The organism is Streptomyces sp. NPDC086023 (assembly GCF_044540325.1).
Classification (GTDB): Bacteria; Actinomycetota; Actinomycetes; order Streptomycetales; family Streptomycetaceae; genus Streptomyces.
On sequence record NZ_JBITRX010000006.1, the window covers coordinates 325,944 to 348,303 of the forward strand.

General features: G+C 72.0%; 19 protein-coding genes and 1 pseudogene. 14 read left to right on the plus strand and 6 right to left on the minus strand.

All coding sequences use genetic code 11. From position 1 onward, the window contains the following. Positions 1-5: 5 nt before the first annotated feature. Both sdhC and ACIF6F_RS15230 read right to left on the minus strand, forming a co-directional pair. A complete protein-coding gene (gene sdhC, locus ACIF6F_RS15225) occupies positions 6-386 on the minus strand; it encodes a succinate dehydrogenase, cytochrome b556 subunit (RefSeq protein WP_226737533.1) in 381 nt (126 codons plus the stop codon). A 234-nt stretch (positions 387-620) separates the two neighbouring features. Continuing rightward, positions 621-1,148, minus strand: coding sequence for a 2-oxo-4-hydroxy-4-carboxy-5-ureidoimidazoline decarboxylase (locus tag ACIF6F_RS15230; RefSeq protein WP_399946540.1), 528 nt, complete (start codon positions 1,146-1,148; stop codon positions 621-623). A gap of 419 nt (positions 1,149-1,567) precedes the next feature. On the opposite strand from ACIF6F_RS15230, the gene ACIF6F_RS15235 reads away from it, so the two are divergent. Then, positions 1,568-2,233 carry an RNA polymerase sigma factor gene (locus ACIF6F_RS15235; RefSeq protein WP_399946336.1) on the plus strand — a complete coding sequence of 222 codons (666 nt, stop codon included), beginning with the start codon at positions 1,568-1,570 and terminating at the stop codon, positions 2,231-2,233. Continuing rightward, entirely contained in the window at positions 2,233-3,330 is a 1,098-nt protein-coding gene (locus ACIF6F_RS15240; RefSeq protein WP_399946338.1) for a hypothetical protein, read from the plus strand. The genes ACIF6F_RS15235 and ACIF6F_RS15240 overlap by 1 nt, the downstream gene beginning before the upstream one ends. A 169-nt stretch (positions 3,331-3,499) precedes the next feature. Here the strand turns inward: ACIF6F_RS15240 and ACIF6F_RS15245 are convergent, their stop codons facing one another. Next, a complete protein-coding gene (locus ACIF6F_RS15245) occupies positions 3,500-4,363 on the minus strand; it encodes a peptidoglycan-binding protein (RefSeq protein WP_399946340.1) in 864 nt (287 codons plus the stop codon). Positions 4,364-4,493: 130 nt separating this feature from the next. Between ACIF6F_RS15245 and ACIF6F_RS15250 the strand changes: the two genes are divergently transcribed. The 3 genes from ACIF6F_RS15250 to ACIF6F_RS15260 all read left to right on the plus strand — a co-directional run bounded on the left by ACIF6F_RS15250 (position 4,494) and on the right by ACIF6F_RS15260 (position 7,543). Then, positions 4,494-6,074, plus strand: coding sequence for a methylmalonyl-CoA mutase (locus tag ACIF6F_RS15250; protein WP_399946343.1), 1,581 nt, complete (start codon positions 4,494-4,496; stop codon positions 6,072-6,074). Positions 6,075-6,194: 120 nt separating this feature from the next. Further along, entirely contained in the window at positions 6,195-6,842 is a 648-nt protein-coding gene (gene leuE / locus ACIF6F_RS15255) for a leucine efflux protein LeuE (RefSeq protein WP_399946345.1), read from the plus strand. A gap of 113 nt (positions 6,843-6,955) precedes the next feature. Continuing rightward, positions 6,956-7,543 (plus strand): Uma2 family endonuclease, encoded by a 588-nt coding sequence (locus ACIF6F_RS15260; protein ID WP_399946346.1) that lies wholly within the window; start codon positions 6,956-6,958, stop codon positions 7,541-7,543. A 1-nt stretch (position 7,544) separates the two neighbouring features. Here ACIF6F_RS15260 and ACIF6F_RS15265 read toward each other — a convergent pair whose 3' ends face one another. From ACIF6F_RS15265 to ACIF6F_RS15275, 3 genes are read right to left on the minus strand one after another with little or no spacing between them, the layout of a single operon-like run. Then, positions 7,545-8,675 carry an acyltransferase family protein gene (locus tag ACIF6F_RS15265; RefSeq protein WP_399946348.1) on the minus strand — a complete coding sequence of 377 codons (1,131 nt, stop codon included), beginning with the start codon at positions 8,673-8,675 and terminating at the stop codon, positions 7,545-7,547. Further along, the gene (locus tag ACIF6F_RS15270) at positions 8,672-10,021 is read right to left on the minus strand and encodes a polysialyltransferase family glycosyltransferase (RefSeq protein ID WP_399946350.1); all 1,350 of its coding nucleotides are present in this window, start codon (positions 10,019-10,021) and stop codon (positions 8,672-8,674) included. Before ACIF6F_RS15270 ends, ACIF6F_RS15265 begins: the two co-directional genes overlap by 4 nt. Further along, positions 10,021-10,995: a glycosyltransferase family 2 protein gene (locus ACIF6F_RS15275; protein ID WP_399946353.1), complete on the minus strand. Its 975-nt coding sequence runs from the start codon at positions 10,993-10,995 to the stop codon at positions 10,021-10,023. Before ACIF6F_RS15275 ends, ACIF6F_RS15270 begins: the two co-directional genes overlap by 1 nt. A gap of 197 nt (positions 10,996-11,192) precedes the next feature. Here ACIF6F_RS15275 and ACIF6F_RS15280 point away from each other — a divergent pair, with 197 nt between their 5' ends. The 9 genes and pseudogenes from ACIF6F_RS15280 to ACIF6F_RS15320 all read left to right on the plus strand — a co-directional run bounded on the left by ACIF6F_RS15280 (position 11,193) and on the right by ACIF6F_RS15320 (position 22,358). Beyond that, positions 11,193-12,530, plus strand: coding sequence for a DUF6716 putative glycosyltransferase (locus ACIF6F_RS15280; protein ID WP_399946354.1), 1,338 nt, complete (start codon positions 11,193-11,195; stop codon positions 12,528-12,530). Then, a pseudogene (locus ACIF6F_RS15285) lies at positions 12,527-13,261 on the plus strand (cytidylyltransferase domain-containing protein); the annotation flags it as partial. The gene ACIF6F_RS15280 and the pseudogene ACIF6F_RS15285, both read left to right, overlap by 4 nt. Before the next feature lie 118 nt (positions 13,262-13,379). Then, entirely contained in the window at positions 13,380-14,300 is a 921-nt protein-coding gene (locus tag ACIF6F_RS15290) for an N-acetylneuraminate synthase family protein (RefSeq protein ID WP_399946357.1), read from the plus strand. 43 nt (positions 14,301-14,343) lie between these two features. Continuing rightward, positions 14,344-15,477, plus strand: coding sequence for a hypothetical protein (locus ACIF6F_RS15295; protein ID WP_399946359.1), 1,134 nt, complete (start codon positions 14,344-14,346; stop codon positions 15,475-15,477). Between the two features lie 158 nt (positions 15,478-15,635). Beyond that, positions 15,636-16,880, plus strand: coding sequence for an amidohydrolase (locus ACIF6F_RS15300; RefSeq protein WP_399946542.1), 1,245 nt, complete (start codon positions 15,636-15,638; stop codon positions 16,878-16,880). A 217-nt stretch (positions 16,881-17,097) separates the two neighbouring features. Next, on the plus strand, positions 17,098-18,156 hold the full coding sequence (locus ACIF6F_RS15305; protein ID WP_399946361.1) for a BMP family protein: 1,059 nt from the start codon (positions 17,098-17,100) through the stop codon (positions 18,154-18,156). A gap of 208 nt (positions 18,157-18,364) precedes the next feature. Beyond that, on the plus strand, positions 18,365-19,984 hold the full coding sequence (locus tag ACIF6F_RS15310; RefSeq protein WP_399946545.1) for an ABC transporter ATP-binding protein: 1,620 nt from the start codon (positions 18,365-18,367) through the stop codon (positions 19,982-19,984). Then, entirely contained in the window at positions 19,981-21,096 is a 1,116-nt protein-coding gene (locus ACIF6F_RS15315) for an ABC transporter permease (RefSeq protein WP_399946363.1), read from the plus strand. The genes ACIF6F_RS15310 and ACIF6F_RS15315 overlap by 4 nt, the downstream gene beginning before the upstream one ends. After that, on the plus strand, positions 21,093-22,358 hold the full coding sequence (locus ACIF6F_RS15320) for an ABC transporter permease (protein ID WP_399946365.1): 1,266 nt from the start codon (positions 21,093-21,095) through the stop codon (positions 22,356-22,358). Before ACIF6F_RS15315 ends, ACIF6F_RS15320 begins: the two co-directional genes overlap by 4 nt. Positions 22,359-22,360 lie beyond the last annotated feature (2 nt).

Consider the following 22,360-nt stretch of genomic DNA (forward strand, 5'->3'; position numbering starts at 1 on the left):
CAGTGTCACTTCCCGAACAGTTCGGCAGCTGCGTGACCAAGCACGGGGTACAGAGCCCCGGCCATCAGCACGACCCAGACGCCCACGACGGTCCAGAGCATCTGCTTCTGGTAGCGGGGGCCCTTGGACCAGAAGTCCACGGCGATGACACGGAGTCCGTTGAGCGCGTGGAAGAGGATGGCGGCCACGAGGCCGTACTCCAGCAGCGCGACAATCGGGGTCTTGTAGGTAGCCACGACATCGTCGTACGCCTCGGGGGAGACGCGGACGAGAGCGGTGTCGAGGACGTGTACGAACAGGAAGAAGAAGATGAGGACGCCGGTGACTCGGTGAGCCACCCACGACCACATGCCTTCCCGGCCGCGGTACAACGTTCCAGCCGGCACGGAAAACCCTCCGGAAGCGAGGCGAGGGCCGCCGGCTTCGTTGTCGGTCGGGCCCGGCCGGGTACGGTCCACCGGCCCCCGACATCGTAGCGACGAGTTGTCGGTTCCCTCGCCCGGGGTCCGACGGTGTGATCAAACCGGCAGCCAAAGCGCCCCGGACGGACCATCCGACCAGTGCATAACGGGCACTTCCAGGGCAAGCCACCCTCGAATCCGCCACGTGAGTCCGTCAGGTCAGCGTGCCGGTGTGTCAGGTCCGCAGAAGGTCAGGTCCGCGCCGAGCGTCGCCCTCAGCCGGCCGCGCGCCAGCCGCCGCAGTTCGTCCGCCGCGACCGACCGCTCCTCGTCCTTCTCGTGGCCGAGCCGCGCCCTGATCCCGGCCAGCACCTGGGCCGGGTGTTCCGCCGCGGGGATCCCGTCCAGGCAGATGACGAAGGCGTACCCGAAGGTCGCCTCGTACGCCGCGTGCGCCGCCCGCAGCGCCAGGTGCGCCGCGGGCGGGGCGCCGTGGTGCAGGTCGGCCGAGGCCTCGTCGGCCAGGGCCTCCGCGAGATCCGCCGGCGAGAGGTCGTACCCGGCCTCGTCGGCGGCGGCCAGCAGCGCCTCCAGGTCCGGGTAGGGCCGGTGCGCCGCCACCCGGTGCGCCCAGCGGCGGCTGCCGCAGCACTCCAGCAGCGCGGCCTCGGCGGCCTCGGCGGAGGCGGTGTTGAACCAGGCGAGCCCCGGGGCGCCGCGGACCTGTGCCGGAATCGGACTGGACAGCGGGGGGCTCCTCGGGGCGAGACGGGGGTGTGCCGCAACGCTATCGAGGGCCCGAGGAGGTCATGCGTCCGATCCGGGGATTTCACTCGGAAGAGTCCGGAGGTCCGCCGGAGCGGGGGAACCTGCTGCCCGGGTGGCCGTGATCATGGCCGGGTCCGTACGGTGGTCCCGCCGGGACGTGAGAGGGTCCGGAAGGCGACCGAGGCCGCCACCCCCCACAGGAGAGGCCCCGGCCGCCGTCCGTTACGGGCTCGTGCGACAAGCCCGTATACCTGTCAGCGTCCGGACTGCGTTTTGTGTCACACCTCGCTTCGCGCACACATGGTTGCTGGTTGTACAAGTCGTGGACGAGAGGTACTTGAAAGCCGTAACGTGCTGATTTGCGCAGGACGTACTGGGACAGTGAACGGGTTGGGGACTTGCTGGGGGACGACGCGGAGCTGACCGCCGCGGTGCTCGCGGCACAGGACGGCGACGAGAGCGCGTTCCGGACTGTGTACCGCACGGTGCACCCGCGCCTGCTCGGGTACGTACGCACACTCGTCGGCGACGCGGAGGCCGAGGACGTCACGTCGGAGGCGTGGCTCCAGATCGCCCGCGACCTCGCCACCTTCAGCGGCGACGCCGACCGGTTCCGGGGCTGGGCCGCGCGCATCGCGCGCAACCGGGCCCTCGACCACATACGCATGCGCGGCAGACGCCCCGCGGTGGGCGGCGACGAGACCGAGCTGACCGGCCGGGCCGCCGACTGCGACACCGCGGGCGAGGCCATGGAGGCGCTCGCCACCGGCAACACCATGGCCCTGATAGCCCGGCTGCCCCAGGACCAGGCCGAGGCCGTCGTCCTCCGCGTGGTGGTCGGACTCGACGCGAAGAGCGCCGCCGAGACCCTCGGGAAGCGCCCCGGAGCCGTGCGCACCGCCGCCCACCGCGGGCTGAAGAAGCTCGCCGAACTGATGGGCACCGAGTTCGGCGATAATGCCGGGGATCTGGATGCCGTACCGGCGCAGCGCGGCCCCGGCCGCGGCGACGGGGGGCGGACCGGTGTGACGCATTCCCGTTGGCGGACGCAGAAGGACATGTGATGGCCGACGATCGCTACGACTGGCTCGACGGGGCCGCGGCGGAACAGCTGCTGCGCGGCGAACCCGTCCTGCCCGCGGGCGACGCGCACGGCCGAGCCGAAGCCGTCCGCCTGGCCGAAGCCCTCGCCTCGCTCGTACCGCCCGCCCGCCCCGGCGTCGAACTGCCGGGGGAGGCCGCCGCCGTGGCCGCCTTCCGGGCCGCGCGCGCCCAGGACGCGGCCGGAAGCCCGGCCGTACGCCTGGTCCCGGCCCCGGTGGAGACGGCCGAACTGGCCCCGCTGACCGGCCGCCCCGCCGGCGACCGGCGCCCCCGGACCCGCTCCGCGCGCCGCTCGCTGCGCTTCGGACTGGCCGCCGCCGTCGCCGGACTGACGATCGGCGGCGTCGCCGCGGCCGCGACCACCGGTCTGCTGCCCGACATGCCCGTGATCGCCGGCCCCGCCCCCTCGGTCTCCGTCTCCCTGGAGCCCTCTCCGGAGCCGACCGGACCCACCGCGGACACCATCGGCGGTACGGGCGAACCGGTCACCCCGCGCCTGCTCCCCGACACCCCCGGCGCGGACCCCTCGGGCACCCCGTCCGCCGGCGGCGCCACCACGGGACCCGGTGCGACGGCCGGCACCCCGAGCCCCCAGGACCCCAAGGCCAAGGACGCCGGCGGTACGAGCGCGGGCTCCACCCAGGAGTCCACCACCAGGCTCCGCGCCAGCTGCAAGGACCTGCAGGCGGGGCGGCTCGACCGCGCCGGCCGGCTCGACCTGGAGAAGGCCGCCCGCGGCACCCGGCTGGAGAGCTACTGCGCGAAGCTGCTCGGCACCGGCGGCACGGGCGACCGTGACGGCGAGGGCGACCGCGAGCGCCCCGGCGGCGAGACCGGCGGCGGCACCGGCGAGACCGGCGGCGGCTCGGGCGGCGGCACGGGCGAGACCGGCGGCGGCAAGGGCGGCTCCACCACCCTCGGCTTCTCCACGAAGCTCAGCAGGACCACCGTGCGCGAAGGCGCCGGGGCCGCGGGCGCCACGGCGGAGAACACCGGGCAGCCGACCCCGGAACCGAGCGCCACGGCATCCTCCGCGCCGGCTTTCGCGAGCCGGTGACGAGGGGCTGTAACACTTTTCGAGTCCCCGGCGCAGTACATAACGAGCCGACTGGTCATCGGCGGCGCGTGAGCCGGGGTTCCCCCCGTACCCCTGGGCTCCGCGCACCCGGCGCGGGCGGGGCACGTTCCCCCGGCCCCGTCCGCGCCACTAATTCAGACCTTCTCCGTCACCAGTAGACGACCACCTTGTCGCCGACCTTCACCTGGTCGAAGAGTGACGACAGCTTCGCCTTGTCCCGCACGTTCACACAGCCGTGCGAGGCGCCCGCGTAGCCGCGGGCCGCGAAGTCGGCCGAGTAGTGCACGGCCTGGCCCCGGCTGAAGAACATCGCGTACGGCATCGGCGTGTGGTACAGCGTCGACGTCCACTCCCGCGCCTTCCACTCCACGCTGAACTGACCCTCGCGGGTGGGCGTGTTCTCGGAGCCGAAGCGCACGTCGAAGGCCATCTGGACCTTGCCGTCGATCATCCAGGCGAGGGTCCGGCTCTCCTTGCTGATGCACATGACGCGGCCCGACATGCAGCGCGGGTCCGGCGTGTCCAGCTCGTTGGTGGTCGGCGGCCGCAGCTCGTGCTCGGTCGGCTTGCGCGTCATCGCGACCAGCTTGTCCCAGGTGGCCTGGTCGACGCTGCCGGTGGCCGGAAGCGTGCGCTTCTCCTGGAAGCCGCGCACCGCGGTGCTGGTGATGGAGCCGTAGAAGCCGGTGGGGGAGCGCTTGAAGTAGTCCAGCTGCTTCAGCCGCGCCTGGAGCTCGCGGACCTGCTCGTTCTCCGTGCCCTCGGCCATCAGGGCCTTGGGCGCCGGGGAGGAGGAGGCCGACGGTGACGCGGACTCCGACGGGGTCGCGGACGCGGAGGGCCCCGGCTTGTCGTCCTGGGAGGGGCTCGTGCTCGGGGCGGCCGTCTCGCTGCGGCCCGCGCTCGGCTTCGCCGTGCCCGCGCCCTCCGCCTTCTGCGGCCCGCATCCGGCCGCGACCGCGACGGCCATCGCCGCGACGAGCGCTCTTCCCATGACTCTCTGGCGGTGCATGTGTTGCCCCCCGATTTCTGCGTGTTTGTACGTAGGGATGCTTCCCGGGCGCGCGTGGTTGCGAACGGCGCCGTAGCGGGACAGGTTGTACCAGTACGCGGCTCATGAGCTCTACGGAGGAGCGATAACAATGGCGCGGCAGTCGGAGTCGGGCATCCCCATCGAGCCGGTGTACGGGCCGGAGGCGCTGCGGGACTGGGACCCGGCGGAACGCCTCGGCGAGCCGGGCGCCTACCCGTTCACCCGCGGGGTCTACCCGACGATGTACACCGGACGGCCCTGGACCATGCGCCAGTACGCGGGGTTCGGCACGGCCGCCGAGTCCAACGCGCGGTACCGCCGGCTGATCGAGGCGGGCACGCACGGACTGTCCGTCGCCTTCGACCTGCCCACCCAGATGGGCCACGACTCCGACGCGCCGATCGCGCACGGCGAGGTCGGCAAGGTGGGCGTGGCCGTCGACTCCGTCGAGGACATGGCGGTGCTCTTCGACGGCATCCCGCTCGACCGGGTCTCCACCTCGATGACCATCAACGCGCCCGCCGCCGTGCTCCTGCTGCTCTACCAGCTGGTGGCGGAGGAGCAGGGCGTGCCCGCCGACCGGCTGACCGGCACCGTCCAGAACGACGTGCTCAAGGAGTACATCGCGCGCGGGACGTACATCTTCCCGCCCAAGCCGTCCCTGCGGCTGACCGCGGACGTCTTCCGGTACTGCCGGGCCGAGATGCCGAAGTGGAACACCATCTCCATCTCCGGGTACCACATGGCGGAGGCCGGGGCCACGCCCGCGCAGGAGATCGCCTTCACGCTGGCGGACGGGGTGGAGTACGTACGCACCGCCCTCGCGGCCGGCATGGACGTCGACGACTTCGCCCCGCGCCTGTCCTTCTTCTTCGTGGCCAGGACCACCCTCCTGGAGGAGGTGGCCAAGTTCCGGGCGGCCCGGCGGATCTGGGCCCGGCTGATGCGCGAGGAGTTCGGGGCGCGCGACCCCAAGTCGCAGATGCTGCGCTTCCACACCCAGACGGCCGGCGTCCAGCTGACGGCCCAGCAGCCGGAGGTGAACCTGGTCAGGGTGGCGGTCCAGGGACTCGCGGCGGTGCTCGGCGGCACCCAGTCCCTGCACACGAACTCCTTCGACGAGGCCATCGCCCTGCCGACGGACAAGGCGGCGCGGCTGGCGCTGCGCACCCAGCAGGTGCTGGCGTACGAGACGGACGTGACCGCGACCGTCGACCCCTTCGCCGGGTCCTACGTGGTCGAGCGGATGACCGACGACGTGGAGGCCGCGGCCCTCGCCCTGATGGAGCGGGTCGAGGAGATGGGCGGCGCGGTGGCCGCCATCGAGCGCGGCTTCCAGAAGGGCGAGATCGAGCGCAGCGCGTACCGGATCGCACAGGAGACCGACCGCGCCGAGCGGGTGGTGGTCGGGGTGAACCGCTTCACGCTGGACGAGGAGGAGCCGTACGAGCCGCTGCGCGTCGACCCGGCCATCGAGGCCCGGCAGGCCGAGCGGCTGGCCCGGCTGCGCGCCGGGCGGGACGGCGCTGCGGTCGCGGCGGCGCTGGCGGAGCTGCGGCGGACGGCGGCCGGCACGGACAACGTGCTCTACCCGATGCGGGAGGCGCTGCGGGCCCGGGCCACGGTCGGGGAGGTGTGCGGGGCGCTGCGGGAGGTGTGGGGCACGTACGTGCCGGCGGACGCGTTCTGAGCCGCGGCGCGGGGCGGTGCCGACGCTCCGGGGCACGGCTCCGGCCTGCCGCTGTACAGGTGCGTCTCACGTGATGGAAATGTCTCCGGGGGTGTCGTACCCGCGTGCGACACTCGCGGAATGCTGGGTGTGACCGATCTTCCGACCTATCTCGCCGGCCTGGTGCTGATCATTCTGCTGCCGGGGCCCAACTCGCTGTACGTGCTGTCCGTGGCCGCCCGCCGCGGCGTGCGGACGGGCTTCAAGGCGGCCGCCGGCGTGTGGACCGGCGACACCGTGCTGATGGTGCTGGCCGCGGCCGGGGCGGCCTCGCTGCTCCAGGCCAACCCGGTGCTGTTCGGCGTCGTGAAGTACCTGGGCGCGGGTTACCTCGCGTGGCTGGCCGTCGGCATGATGCGCGGAGCCTGGGCGATGTGGCGGGAGCGGAAGGCCCGGCAGGAGGAGATCATGACCGGCGAGCCGCCGGCCGAGTCCGAGCGCCCGTACCGGCGCGCGCTGCTGATCAGCCTGCTCAACCCCAAGGCCATCCTCTTCCTGCTGTCCTTCTTCGTGCAGTTCGTGGACCCGGACTACGCCTACCCCGCGCTGTCCTTCCTGCTGCTCGGCGTGCTGACGCAGGCGGCCAGCGTCCTGTACCTCTCGGTGCTGATATTCGGCGGCACCCGCCTGGCCGCCGCCTTCCGCCGCCGCAAGCGACTCTCCGCCGGCGCCACCTCCGCCGTGGGCGTCCTGTTCCTGGGCTTCGCGGCCAAGCTGGCCACGGGCTGACGCCTCCCTGCGGGGGCATGTGCCAGCGGCATAACCCGTACGGGTGAACAGGGGCGGAACCCCGACGGGCGCGGATACGCTCGTGAAGGATGAGCCCCCAGAAGGAGGACGCCATGGCCGTGATCCAGCACGAGATGACGATCGGCGAGGCTGCCGATCAGCTCTCCAGCGCGCTGCCGGGGCATCGGGTCGAGATCCTCCAGGGGAGGCTCACTGTGACACCACCCGCCGACGTGGAGCACGCCCTCTCGCTGACATGGGTGATGCGTGCCTTCTTCGTGGCAGGCGACGAGGAGGCCGGGCTTCGCGCTGTCCAGGGCGTGGGATTGTGGCTCCCCTCAGGTCCTGAGGACTACGCAGTCCCGGATCTCGCCCTGGTCGAGGAGGACATCCGCGACGCGAAGGTGCGGAAGAACTGCTACGCGCCGCACGTCTTCCGCCTGGTCATCGAGGTCACCTCGTCGAACTGGGCCGACGATCTCGGTACGAAGGTCGACTGCTATGCCCAAGCGGGCGTTCCCGTGTACCTGATCGCCGATCGCCGGCACCAGGAGGTCTTGCTGTACACGCAGCCGCGCAGCGGCGTGTACGCGTCCCGGGAGATCTTCAAGCGGGGCATGAGCGTTCCGCTCCCCGAGACGCTCGGCATGACGGTCGAACTGCCGGTCGACCGTCTCCTCGACGGCGAGCAAGAGCGCTGAACTAGCCCAGCGCCTTGCGCAGGCGCGGGGTCAGCGGGCGTTCCACCCAGCGGTGGAGGAGCCAGGCCAGGGCCAGCATGCCGGTGACGGTGGTCCAGAGGACCAGGGCCGGCGGGAGGTCCAGGTGGCGGCGCAGGACGCGGATGGCCACCCAGCCCAGGTGCTCGTGGACCAAGTAGAAGGGGTACGTCAGGGCCCCGGCGACGGTCAGCCACCGCCAGTCCGCCCAGCCGAGGCGGCCCAGCGCGATCAGGGCCACCGCCACGAAGCCGGCCGTCACCACCGCGACGATCACCGCCGCGCTGCGGTACGAGAAGAACCGCGGGTCCGGCGCGTGCCACAGGCCCGCCACCGCGTAGTGCTGGCCGATCAGCCAGCCGCTCGCCGCCACTCCCCAGGCCAGGACGTCCCGCCGGTCGCGGTGCACCAGGTACAGCCCGATGCCGCCGACGAAGAACGGCGCGTACTCCGGCATCAGCGTCTGCGTCAGGAACGGCTGGTCGGCGGCGTCCGCCAGGGCCGCGGCCAGCGTCCACACCCCGCAGAACAGCAGCGTCCGGCGGCGCCCTCCACCCGGCAGCACCACGCACAGCGCGAAGAGCGCGTAGAAGCGCAGCTCCGCCCAGAGCGTCCAGCACACGCCCAGCACGCGCTCCGCGCCCACCGGCTGCTGGAGCATCGTCAGGTTCACCAGCACGTCGCTGAGCCCCAGCCGCTCGTACGGCAGCCAGGGCAGCGCGAAGACGGCCGTCACCAGCACGACCGCCGCCCAGTAGGCGGGGTAGAGCCGGGCCACCCGGGAGGCCAGGAACGACCGCAGCGGCCGCTGCCAGGCGCTCATGCAGATCACGAAGCCGCTGATCACGAAGAAGACCTGGACGCCGAGGCAGCCGTACGCCAGCCAGGGCGAGGCCGTCGGGAACAGCTCCCGCGGCGAGGCGCCCCAGGACCCGGCGACCTCGCCGCCCCGGCCGGCGTAGTGGTACCCGGCCACCATCAGGGCGGCCAGCAGCCGCAGCCCGTCCAGGGCCCGCAGCCGGCCGACCCGCGTCGTCGCCGCCGCGGGTGCGGGCCGCCGGTCCGGTATCGCCGCGGGCGCGGCGGCGGCCGTCGCCCGAGCCGGGGCCGTCACCCCAGCGCCGCCCGTCGCAGGTGCCGCACCCGGCGCACCACGCGCCGCACGGCAGGGCTGCGCGGGATGAACGCCAGCTGCGCGGGCACCGCGCCCGGCAGCCCCAGCGCGGTCAGCCGCCGGCGCTTGAAGTACCGCCAGGTCCGGTCGTCCAGGCGCGTGGCGAGGTACCGCTCCGCGTCGGCCCGCCGGCCGGTCAGGATCTGCGCCTGCATCGCGTACCCCACGGCCGTCACCAGTGAGGACAGCTCGGCCACCGCGGCCGGCCCCGGCGGGGTCCAGCCGTGCACGGCGGCCGGCTCGGCCAGCTCCGGCAGCAGCGCGTCCACGATGGTCAGCGGCACCCGGTTGCTGTTCTGGTACGGGGTGACCCGGTCCAGCAGCGGTGCCGTCCCGGTCCTGGCGACCGGGATCCCGTACAGGGTCGAGGCGGTCAGCAGCCCGGTCGAGAAGCAGCCGGCCACCAGCGCCGGGCGCAGCCGCTGGTACAGCACCTCGGCCAGCACCGGGGTATCGACCACCGTCAGCCGGGCGCCCAGGCGCTCGGCCTCCTCCTCGACCCGGCGCGACCAGCGGGCCGGGGCGCTGGGGTGGGGCTTGAAGACCAGCTCGCCGTGGCCCAGCGCGTGCGCGCCGCGGACCAGCCCGACGTGCAGCTCCTCCTCTTCCTCGGGAGTGAGCAGCCCGATCGCGGACAGGTACTGGCCGAGCAGCAGCGCCGGGGCCTGGCCCACCCCGAAGTCCTGAACGCCCTCGGCGAGTTCCGCCAGCACCTTCAGGAAGGACTCCGCCGGCACCAGCTCCGCGGGCACCCCGAACTCGGTGAGCAGCAGCGGTTCGAGGCCCGGCACCAGATCGAGGTGGAGCAGCCGGCGCACCCGGCCGCCGATCTGCGGGTCCAGCTTGTTGCGGGTGGGCCCGTAGCTCATCAGCCCGTCGGCGTACACCTCGACGGGGGCGCCGGGAAAGAGCTGGACCACCGCCTGCGCCGGGGCGACCTGGATGGACTCGACGACCAGCTCGACCCGGTCCTCGCCGAGGCCCCAGAGCCGGCGCAGCTGCCGCTCCCACAGCGGGGCGTCCTCGGGCCGGGGCAGCCAGCCGGACGGGTGGAAGGGCTCGATCGTCGCGTTCCAGTCGAGTACGTCGTCGAAGCGCGTCCGCAGCCGCTCGAAGCCCGGCATCGCGGCCGGCCCCGGCGTGGTCTCGGGCACGGCCGCGTTGTTGCTGACCAGCAGCACCCGGCGCTCGGCGGTCCGGAAGCGGCCCGCGTCCAGGGCCGCGGCGAGCGTGGCGACGCCGTACAGGGTCGAGGCGAGGAAGACCTGGGTGGTGCGCGCGGCCATCAGGCGGCCACCCCCGCCAGGGGGCGGCGGCGCAGCCGGCGCAGCAGCACGGCACGGGGCACGTCCATCGAATCCAGCGCCTCGTCGAGAACGTCCTGCGGCATTCGTTTCAGGGCGGCCGCGCTCATGCTGCGGAGTTTTCTGGCCACGGCCGGTTCGAACCTTTCGATGGAACCCACGTGGTGGGAAATGATGGCGCAATACGTTCGAACTGCCTTCGGCAGCAGAAGGGCGGCATCGGGGTCCTCGGCGGTTTCCGTCAACACCTGGTCGAATGCCCGGATGAAATCGAGCTGGCGTACGTCGCCGATCTGCGTCAGCGAGGTCGCGACCCCCCGCCGGTAGAAGATCCCCGGCAGGCCGACCGCCGCGAAGGACTCCGCCTCCCGGTGCAGCCGCCAGATCCACGGCCGGTCCTCCGCGGTGCGCAGCCCGTCCGTGAAGTGCAGCAGTCCCCGGTCCACCAGCCGCCGGTGGTACATCCCGGCCCAGGCGTACGGGTAGTCCACCGAGGTCGACCGGTCGGCGGGCAGGATCGCCGCCCGCGGGGAGGTCACCTCGCCCTGCGGCCCGTGCGGGATGCGCTGCACCAGCCGTGCCGTACCCGTGCACCGGACATGGTCGATGCGGACGAAGTCACAGCTCAGAGCCTCGATCGCGGCCAGTACGCGGGCCAGGTGGCCCGGCGCCAGCCAGTCGTCGCCGTCCATGAAGGTGAGGTACTCGCCGCGGGCGGCGTCGATGCCGGTGTTCCGGGCGGTCGCCAGGCCGCCGTTCACCTCGTGTCTGACGTACACCGCCCCGGGCAGCTCGCGCGCCGCCCGTTCCAGCAGCTCGGGCGTCCCGTCCGTGGAGCGGTCGTCGACGAGGACGAACTCGAAGTCCTCCCGCGCGTTCGCGCGCAGGCTTCTGATGGCGTCTGGTGCGTATGTCTGCACGTTGTAGAACGGCACGACGACGGAGAGCTTGACCACCCACGTGACACTAGGACTTGGCGCGGCATTCACCATGGACCGTGCGCGGACGGCGCGTGAACGAAGAATGGCAGAACGGTTAACCTGCCCGCCCGCCCGGCAATTCACGGCCCTATTCGCATCTCGTCGACGGGCTGTTAACCCTCTGTTGAGCGCTCGTTGGGCCGATCACCGGAATTCCCGCATAGCTTCGCACCGTGCCAGAAAGTACCAGCGGCGTAACTGCCACCGGAAAGACGCGGGTTGCCGTACTCGCCGATTCCGACACGCGATGGAAATGGGGCGCACTCACCGCGCAACGCCTCGCCCCCGACCTCCACCTCACCGGATTCCTGCTGCGCGGCCGGGCCACCCCCACCGCGCGCCAGCTCGGCGAAGTGGGTGTCCGGGCCGACCGGCTGACCGAGGTGACCTGCGCCGAGTTCCTCGCGGAGATCGAGGACGGCGGATACGACGTCGTGGTCCTCGCCCTCGTGGGCGGCGCCGTCCAGGCGGTGCTGCACGGCGCCCGCGCCCTCTGGCCCACCCCCGCGAAGCGGCCCGTACTCGTCACCGGCTACGTGGGCGTCGTGTACGAGAAGCTCGCCGACGGCCTGCTGCTGCGCCACGGCGCCGACCTCGTCCTCGCCAACTCCCACCACGATGCTCGACGTTTCCGCGCCGTGTACGACGGGGTCGGCGCCGACGCCTCGGCCGTCACGGAGACCGCGCTGCCCTTCCTCGGCGGCAGCCCGTACGAGCAGCGCACCAGCCGTGCCCACACCGTGGTCTTCGCCGCGCAGCCCTCCGTGCCGGAGAGCCGCGCCGACCGCACGTACCTGCTGCGCCGCGCCGCCGAGCACGCCCGCCGCCATCCGGACCGCGAGGTGCTGGTCAAGCTGCGGAGCAAGCCCGGCGAGCACACCACGCACCTCGAAGAGCTGCCCTACCAGCGCCTCGCCGAGAAGCTCCCCGGCGGTCTGCCCGCCAACTGCCGGCTGGTGTACGGGAACATGGGCGAGGTCCTGGACCGCACCGACCTGCTGGTCACCGTCAGCTCGACGGCCGCGCTCGAAGCCCTCCACCGGGGCGTCCCCACCGCGGTCCTCACCGACCTCGGCATCCGCGAGGCCCTCGGCAACCACCACTTCCTCGGTTCCGGCTGCCTCGCCTCCTGGGACCAGCTCGACGCGGGCCTGCGCCCGGTGGCCGACCCCGCGTGGCTGGCCGGGCAGGGCGTCGTCGCCGAGGGCCTGTACGAGCGCGCCTTCGACACCGCGCGGGAGCGGCTCGCCGAGCTGGCCGCCCGGCCGGAGCTTCCCGCGCCCGCCCCGTACTACACCCTCGCCACCGCACCCGGGTACCTGCCCGGCATCCTCGCCCGCCACCACCTCGGCACCGACGGCACCCCGCTGCCCGGCACCGCCCGTCCCGCCGCCGCGGACTCCCGCGTACGCCGCGCCGTGCGCGGCTGGCTGCGCGACGCGGCCCGCGGCGCGTACCGGCACGGGGTGCAGCGCGTGGCGCCCGTCATCCGACGCCTGGGAGAACTGTGAACCCCGCCGACCGCGCACCCCGTCCGCACGTCCTGGCCGTGATCCCCGCCCGGGGCGGTTCCAAGGGCGTGCCCGGCAAGAACCTCGCCCCCGTGGGCGGCCTGCCCCTGGTCTCCCGCGCGGTGCAGGCCTGCCGGTCCGCCGGGCACGTCAGCGCCGTCGTGGTCTCCACGGACGACCCGGCCATCGCGGCCGCCGCCCGCGAGGCCGGCGCCGAGGCCGTACCGCGCCCGGCGGACATCGCGGGCGACACCGCGACCAGCGAGTCCGCCGTGCTGCACGCCCTCGACGTGTACGAGGCGCTGCACGGCCGGACCGTGGACGTGGTCCTGCTCGTCCAGGCGACCAGCCCCTTCCTGACCGCCGCCGACGTCGACGCGGTGGCCGCCGCGGTGGCCGCCGGGGGCGCCGACAGCGCGCTGGCCGTGGCCCCCTTCCACGGCTTCCTCTGGCGCGAGTCCGCCGTCCCGGCCGGCCGCGCCGGATACGGCGTGAACCACGACGAGTCCCACCGGCCCCGCCGCCAGGACCGCCCCGAGGACCTGCTGGAGACCGGCGCCGCGTACGCGATGTCCGTACCCGGCTTCCGGGCCTCCGGGCACCGGTTCTTCGGCCACATCGTGCCCGTGCGCACCGACCCGGCCCGCGTCCTGGAGATCGACGACCCGCACGACCTGGCCCGGGCCCGCGCCCTGGCCCCACTCCTCGACCCGGCCGCGGCGACCGGCTCCCCGGTCGCGCACCCCGCGCACCCCGAGCCCGCACACCCCTGACCCGAGCCACGAGCCCCACCCCACCTCACCCCCCGCTCCAGCACCCCACGCACCGACACGAAGGACGTCACCTGCCATGACCGCCTCCTCCGCCTCCCCGCGCCTGCGCACCCTCGGCTCCCGCACCGCCGGCCCGGGGCAGCCCGTCTACGTCGTCGGCGAGATCGGCATCAACCACAACGGCGACCTCGACAACGCCTTCGCCCTGATCGACGCCGCGGCCGAGGCCGGCTGCGACGCCGTGAAGTTCCAGAAGCGCACCCCCGAGATCTGCACCCCGCGCGACCAGTGGGACATCGAGCGCGACACCCCGTGGGGCCGCATGACCTACATCGACTACCGCCACAAGGTCGAGTTCGGCGAGGACGAGTACCGCGCCATCGACGAGCACTGTGCCAAGCGCGGCATCGACTGGTTCGCCTCCCCGTGGGACACCGAGGCCGTCGCCTTCCTGGAGAAGTTCGACGTCCCCGCCCACAAGGTGGCCTCCGCCTCCCTGACCGACGACGAGCTGCTGCGCGCCCTGCGCGCCACCGGCCGCACCGTGATCCTCTCCACCGGCATGTCCACCCCGCGGCAGATCCGCCACGCGGTGGAGGTGCTCGGCAGCGCCAACATCCTGCTCTGCCACGCCACTTCCACGTACCCGGCCAAGGCCGAGGAGCTCAACCTGCGCGTGATCAACACGCTCATGGACGAGTACCCGAACGTCCCGATCGGCTACAGCGGCCATGAGACCGGCCTGCAGACCACCCTCGCGGCCGTCGCCCTGGGCGCCACCTTCGTCGAGCGCCACATCACCCTCGACCGCGCGATGTGGGGCTCCGACCAGGCCGCGTCCGTCGAGCCCGGCGGCCTCGCCCGCCTGGTCCGCGACATCCGCACCATCGAGACCGCCCTCGGCGACGGCGTCAAGCGCGTGTACGAGTCCGAGCTCGGCCCGATGAAGAAGCTCCGCCGGGTCCAGGGCGAGGTCCCCGAGCTCGCGGCCGTCTGAGCCGCCCCGCCCCGCCCCACGACCAGCAGACGAGGAGAACGTGGTGAGTGAGAGCAGCGCGTCCATCCTGGCCCTCGTGGAGAGCCCGGTACAGCTCCTGAACGTCCTGGAGTGGGCCCATGCGGAGGCGGTGGCACAGGCGGAGTGGCCGCTCCTCGCCGCCATGCCCGCCCAGCCCACCCGCGGCGGGCGCCGCGTCCCGCCCCTCGAAGGGCTGCGGATCGTGGTCCTGCCGCCGGTGGACCCCATGTCGCGCGGCCAGCTGCGGCGGATGGCCGCGCTGGCCCGCGACGAGGGGCACCAGGTGCGGTGGCAGGAGGCGCGCGGCGGCCGGCTCGCGCCCCTCCGGGCCGTGGGGGCCCTGGCCCGGGACATGCGCCGGGCCGACCGGATCGTGGTCGGCGACCCCTTCTCCCGCTTCGTCCAGCTGCTGCTGACGCTGGTGCGGGCGCCGGAGCTGGTCGTCGTGGACGACGGCACGGCCACCATGGAGTTCGCCGGCCAGATCGCGCGGGGCGAGCGGCTGGTGCGCTGGCACCGGGTCGGCGCCCAGGGCCTGCCGGGAAAGGTCAAGGAGCTCGCGTACGCGCCGGTCTCCTCTACCGCCCGGCGCCGCTTCACCCCCGCCCGCACCGGCCGGCGGGTCGAGGTCTTCAGCTCGATGCCCGTCACCGTGCCCGAGGGCGTGGAGCTGCGGGTGAACGAGTTCGCCTGGACCCGGTCCGCCTTCGGGCCGCCCCGGCTCACCCAGGGCACCGACCTCGTCGGCACCTCGCTGGTGGAGACGGGGGTCGTGGAGCCCGAGCGGTACGTGGCGGCCGTACGCTCCCTCGCCGCGGCCTACGGGGCCACCCGGTACTTCGCGCACCGCCGCGAGAGCCCCGAGAAGCTGCGCACCCTGAGCGAGGCGACCGGCCTGGAGATCGTCCGTCCGGACCTGCCGCTCGAACTCATCGCACGGCGTGGACCCATCGGACGTACGATCGTCAGCTTTCCGTCCACGGTCGTCCACACGCTGCCCTACGCACTGCGCGGCACCGGCGTGACCGTCGCGGTCTGCGACGTCGACCCGGCCTGGCTCACCGGAGGGGCCTCGCCGAGGGCCCGGAGTTTCCTCGCCGGGGTCACCGACACCGCCCGTGACGTGCGCAGGCTCGCCGCGAGCGCGGCATCGTGAACCGCCGTGTCGGCCGAGTGACCGGCGGAGTTTACCCCCCCGACACATAGGTCATGCACCCAGCAGCCGGTTTTTCTTCCCCTAACGGGCTGAACTTTTCCTGATCTCCAGCCAGTTGGGTGCTGGGTGCGCCTACCCTTCAACGGGTGAACCAGTTGATGTCCCGCGAGTCCCAGACCGTCCTTTCCGGCAAGCCCGTCGAACCCGCGCTGCCCGGCAAGCTCCCGGAGAACCTGCGAGCCGAACTGATCGCGTTCCGCCGGGACTTGCACATGCATCCGGAGCTGGGCCACCAGGAGTTCCGGACCACCGCAGCGATCAAGGCCAGACTGGAGAAAGCCGGCCTGCGGCCCCGCGTACTGGAGACCGGTACGGGGCTGATCTGCGACATCGGGAGCTGGGACGGCCAGCGGCCGATGCTGGGGTTCCGTGCGGACATCGACGCCCTGCCCATCCCGGACGCCAAGGTCGGCGTGCCGTACCGGTCCACCGTCCCCGACCGGGCGCACGCCTGCGGCCACGACGTGCACACCACCGTGGTCCTCGGCACCGGCCTGGTGCTGGCCGCGCTGCACCGCCAGGGGCTGCTGCCCAGGCCCGTGCGGCTGCTGTTCCAGCCCGCGGAGGAGGTGCTGCCCGGCGGCGCCAGCGACGCCATCGAGTCCGGGGTGCTGGACGGGGTCGGACAGATGATCGCCGTGCACTGCGACCCGCGCGTCGACGCCGGGAAGATCGGCCTGCGGCCCGGGCCGATCACCTCGGCCTGCGACCGCCTGGAGATCACCCTGGAGGGTGCCGGCGGCCACACCGCCCGTCCGCACCTGACCACGGACATGGTCACGGCGGCGGCCCGGGTCGCCGTGGACGTGCCCGCGCTGCTGGCCCGCCGGGTCGACACCCGCGCGGGGCTGGCCGTCACCTGGGGCAAGATCGCTTCCGGCCACGCGTGCAACGTCATCCCGATGACCGCGGAGCTCAGCGGCACCGTGCGCTGCCTGGACCTGAACGCGTGGCACGAGGCGCCGGACCTGATCCACGCCGCCATCGACGAGGTCGCAGGGATGCACCGGGCCAAGACGGAGATCAACTACGTGCGCGGGGTGCCGCCGGTCGTCAACGACCCGGTGGTGACCGAACTGCTCCGCGACGCCATGGCCGCCCGCTGCGGAGCCCACTCGGTGGAGGACACCGAGCAGAGCCTGGGCGGTGAGGACTTCTCCTGGTATCTGGAACACGTGCCCGGTGCGATGGCCCGTCTGGGTGTCCGCACTCCGGGCGATCCCGTCAAGCGCGACCTGCACCGCGGCGACTTCGACGTGGACGAGTCCGCCATCACCACCGGTGTCGAGATGTTCACGGCCGCGGCCCTGCTCGACGGGCGCCGCGCCCGGGGCAACGGGTAGATCTCGCACGAGGCCTTTCCCGGCCGTACACGTCCGGGAAAGGCCTTGTGCAACAAGGTTTCGGGCCAGTTGGGTTACCGATCGGTCACTGTCCGGTTCGCGACGATCCGATAACGACTCCTGAAGGGGCCTTTAACTGACATCTACGCGCGTTACGATCGCGGCGAAACCAGCGCCGGTCAGTGGCGCTTCGGTCAGGTTTTGAAGGAGCCTCCCCTTGCGCCGGATCACCAGGATCGCCACCGTGGGCGTCGCGTCCGCGGCCCTCGCGCTTACCGCCACCGCCTGTGGTGGCAAGAAGTCCACGGACGCCGGGTCCTCTGACTCGACGACCGCCGCCTCCACCGCCGCCATCGCCTACGACATCGGCGGCCGCGGCGACCAGTCCTTCAACGACGCCGCGTACGCGGGCGCCGAGAAGGCCCAGGCCGACCTCAAGGTCAAGGTCAAGGAGGCCGAGCCGACCGAGGGTGAGAGCGACGCCGACAAGGTGCAGCGCCTCACCGAGCTGGCCCGCTCCGGCGCCAACCCGGTCATCGGTGTCGGCTTCGCCTACGCCCCGGCCATCAAGAAGGTCGCCCCGAAGTTCCCGAAGACCACCTTCGGCATCATCGACGACACCTCGGTGACCGGCGCCAACGTCGCGAACATGGTCTTCAACGAGGAGCAGGGCTCCTACCTCGCGGGCGTGGCCGCCGCCAAGGCGTCCAAGACCGGCAAGGTCGGCTTCATCGGCGGTGTCGAGGTTCCGCTGATCAAGAAGTTCGAGGCCGGTTACGTCCAGGGCGTCAAGGACACCAACCCCAAGGCCGAGGTGCTGACCCAGTACCTGTCGCAGCCGCCGAACTTCGAGGGCTTCGCCAAGCCGGACCTCGGCAAGGCCGCCGCCCAGGGTCAGATCGCCAAGGGCGCGGACGTCGTCTACGCCGCCGCCGGTCTTGCCGGCTCGGGCTCCATCGAGGCCGCCTCCACCGCGGGCAAGTGGGCCATCGGCGTCGACTCGGACCAGTACAACCAGGCCGGTCTGGCGAAGTACAAGGACAAGATCCTGACCTCCGTCACCAAGGACGTCTCGGACGCGGTCTTCAACCTGATCAAGTCCGTCAAGGACGGCAAGCCGCAGACCGGTGAGGTCCGCTACGGTCTGGACAAGGACGGCGTCGGCCTGGCCGACTCCAACCCGCAGTACAAGAGCATGACCGAGCTCATCGCCGCCGTCGAGAAGGCCAAGGCCGACATCATCGCCGGCAAGGTCAAGGTCAAGACCGCTCCGTAAGGACGCGTTCAGACGGGGTCCGGAGAGGCAGGCGGTGCCGCCTCCCGGGCCCCGGGCCGCGTTTGCGGCTCAATCTTTTCTTTTTCGGCAGTGCTACGCGCGTAGAGGTGTCGTGGACGCGATACCTTCTCTCACCGCCCTCCCAGCCCTGCCCCCCGTCACCGCCAGACCCTGCCTTCCCGCTCCTTCGCGCCAAGGAGAGTGCGTCATCAACGCGTCCAGCCCGCCCCCCGCCGTAGAACTGCACGGCATTACCAAGCGCTTCCCCGGCGTCGTCGCCAACAAGGACATCGCGATCACCGTCCGCAAGGGCACCGTGCATGCCCTGATCGGTGAGAACGGCGCCGGCAAGTCGACCCTGATGAAGATCCTCTACGGCATGCAGAAGCCGGACGAGGGCACCATCGCCATCGACGGGGAGCAGGTCACCTTCAACACGCCCGGCGACGCCATCGCCCGCGGCATCGGCATGGTGCACCAGCACTTCATGCTCGCCGACAACCTCACCGTCCTCGAGAACGTGGTCCTCGGCGGCGAGAAGCTGTACGGCATCGGCGCCAAGGCGCGGAAGAAGATCCAGGAGATCTCCGACGCGTACGGCCTGGGCGTGCGCCCGGACGCCCTGGTCGAGGACCTCGGTGTCGCCGACCGCCAGCGCGTGGAGATCCTCAAGGTCCTCTACCGCGGCGCCCGGATCCTCATCCTCGACGAGCCGACCGCCGTGCTCGTGCCGCAGGAGGTGGACGCGCTCTTCGACAACCTGCGGGAGCTCAAGTCCGAGGGTCTGACGGTCATCTTCATCTCCCACAAGCTGGGCGAGGTGCTGAAGGTCGCCGACGACATCACCGTCATCCGGCGCGGCACCACCGTCGGCACCGCCGACCCGAAGACCGCCACCACCAAGCAGCTCGCCGAGCTGATGGTCGGCAGCGAGCTGCCCTCGCCGGAGACCCGCGAGTCGACGGTCACCACCACCCCGATGCTGACGGTCTCCGACCTGAAGCTGACGGCGACCGACCCCGACGGCGTGGTCCGCGAGGTGCTGGCCGGCATCGACTTCACCATCCACAAGGGTGAGGTGCTCGGCATCGCCGGCGTCGAGGGCAACGGCCAGACGGAGCTCATCGAGGCCCTGATGGGCATGAGCATCCCGGACGGCGGCGTCATCACGCTGGACGGCCAGGACATCTCGACGACGCCCACCCGCAAGCGGCGCGAGGGCGGCATCGGCTACATCCCCGAGGACCGGCACCGGCACGGCCTGCTGCTGGAGTCCCCGCTGTGGGAGAACCGCATCCTGGGCCACGTCACCGAGCGCCCGAACTCCAAGGGCGGCATCCTCGACCCGAAGGCGGCCCGCAAGGACACCGAGCGGATCGTGCGCGAGTACGACGTCCGCACCCCCGGCATCGAGGTCACCGCGGCCTCGCTCTCCGGCGGCAACCAGCAGAAGCTGATCGTCGGCCGCGAGATGAGCCACGGCCCGAAGTTCCTGATCGCCGCCCACCCCACCCGTGGTGTGGACGTCGGCGCGCAGGCGCAGATCTGGGACGCGATCCGCGAGGCCCGCCGCGAGGGCCTGGCAGTCCTGCTGATCTCGGCCGACCTCGACGAGCTCATCGGCCTGTCGGACACGCTCCGCGTGATCTACCGGGGTCGTCTGGTCGCGGACGCCGACCCCGCGACCATCACCCCGGAGGAGCTGGGCACCGCCATGACCGGCGCAGCCCGGGGCCACCTGGAGGCCGGCGAGAACGGCACCCAGACCGAGACCGAGAACAACGACTCCGCCGCGGGCGCCGATTCGCCGGAGGACGAGGGCCGATGAAGAAGATCGACAAGGACAAGCTGATCCTGGGCGCCGCCGGACCGGTGCTCGCCCTGGCCAGCGCGTTCGTCCTGACCTCGCTGGTGCTGCTGGCGACCGGCGTGAACCCGATCGAGCCGATCCGGCTGATGATCGAGAACGCCGGTTACGAGGACGTCCAGGTCCTGATCCTGAACCAGACCGGCACGTACTACCTGGCAGCCCTGGCCGTCGCCATCGGCTTCCGGATGAACCTCTTCAACATCGGCGTCGACGGCCAGTACCGCCTGGCCGCGATGCTCTCGGCCGTCGTCGGCGCCTCGGTGACGCTGCCCGGCCCGCTCCAGATCCTGCTCATCGTGGTCGTCGCGATGTGCGTCGGCGCCTTCTGGGCCGGCATCGCCGGCGTGCTCAAGGCCAAGCGCGGCGTCAGCGAGGTCGTCTCCACGATCATGCTGAACGCCATCGCGACCAGCCTGATCGCCTGGCTGCTGCTGCCGAAGAACCTCGGTGTGCAGCCCGAGGGCTCGAACGACCTCACCACCGGTGACATCCCCGAGTCGGGCTGGTTCCCGGCCGTCAGCATGGGCGACTCCGGCGAGATCTACGGCTTCACCTTCGTGGCCTTCGCCCTGGGCGTCGTCTACTGGTTCGTCCTCAACCGGACCCGCTTCGGCTTCGACCTGCGCGCCACCGGCGCCAGCGAGTCCGCGGCCCAGGCCTCGGGCGTGGACGCCAAGAAGATGATCCTCACCTCGATGCTGATCTCGGGCGCCGTCGCCGGACTGGCCGGCATGCCCACGCTGCTGGGCGACACCCACACGTACAGCCTGTCGTTCCCGGTCGGTGTCGGCTTCACCGGCATCACCATCGCGCTGCTGGGCCGAAACAACCCGGTCGGCATCTTCTTCAGCGCCCTGCTGATCGCGTTCCTGGACAAGGCGTCCGCCTCCCTGGACCAGTACGGGTACGCCAAGGAAATCGCCACGATCATGAAGGGCCTGATCGTGATCGCGGTCGTCGTCTCGTACGAACTCGTCCGCCGCTACGGCATCCGCCGCCAGCAGCAGAAGGTCGGCGAGGAGCTGGCCGCCGGTGGCGCCATGAAGACCGATAAGGAGGTCGCGGCGTGAGCACCAGCACCGTCTCCGCGACGAGCGCCGCGCCCAAGGGGAGCGGCGGCCGCAAGAAGCTGACCCTGCCGTGGATCCTGCTGATCATCGCGGGCGGCCTGGCCCTGGTGTCGCTGGTCCGGCTGATCAGCGGCGCCAACGACCTGACCTCCGTCGGCCAGGTGTCCGGCGCGCTCCAGCTCGCCGTCCCGATCGGCCTGGCCGGCCTCGGCGGTCTGTGGGCCGAGCGCGCGGGCGTGGTCAACATCGGCCTCGAAGGCATGATGATCCTCGGCACCTGGTTCGGCGCCTGGGCCGGCTACCAGTGGGGCCCCTGGACCGGTGTGGTCCTGGGCATCGTCGGCGGCGCGCTCGGCGGCCTGCTGCACGCGATCATCACCGTGACCTTCAACGTCAACCACATCGTCTCCGGTGTGGCCGTGAACATCCTCGCGGTCGGCATGACCCAGTACCTCTCGAACTACACGTTCGCCGAGGCCGAGGGCGGCTCCTCCAAGCAGTCCCCGCGGATCGAGCCGATCACGAACATCACGGTCCCCGGGCTCTCGGACTGGCTGGCCGACCTCCAGGCCAAACACTGGTTCCTCGTCTCGGACGTCGCCGGCGTGCTCGGCGGCCTGGTCACCGAGCTGTCGCTGCTGACCGTCGTGGCCCTGCTGCTGATCCCCGCCACCTGGTGGGTGCTGTGGCGGACCGCCTTCGGCCTGCGCCTGCGCTCCTGCGGTGAGAACCCGATCGCGGCCGAGTCCCTCGGCGTGAACGTCTACAAGTACAAGTACATCGCCGTGGTGGTCTCCGGCGGCCTGGCCGGCCTCGGTGGCGCCTTCCTCGCGATCGTGTCCACCGGCATCTACCAGGAGGGCCAGACCGGCGGTCGCGGCTACATCGGTCTCGCCGCGATGATCTTCGGCAACTGGATGCCGGGCGGCATGGCGCTGGGCGCCGGCCTGTTCGGCTTCACCGACAGCCTCAAGCTGCGCGGCGGTGCCGAGAACGTCCACGCGATGCTGCTGCTGGTGGGCATCCTGCTCGTGCTGGCCGCGGCCTGGCAGCTGTACAAGCGCAAGCACTGGCAGGCGGGCATCGCGCTGGCCGTCGGCGCCGGCGTCTTCGCCTGGTACGCGCTCACCGACGTGCTGCCCAGCCAGTTCGTGGACGCCGCGCCGTACGTCACCACGCTGCTGGTGCTCGCCCTCTCGGCGCAGCGCCTGCGCATGCCGAAGGCCGACGGTCTGCCGTACCGCAAGGGCCAGGGCAAGTGACC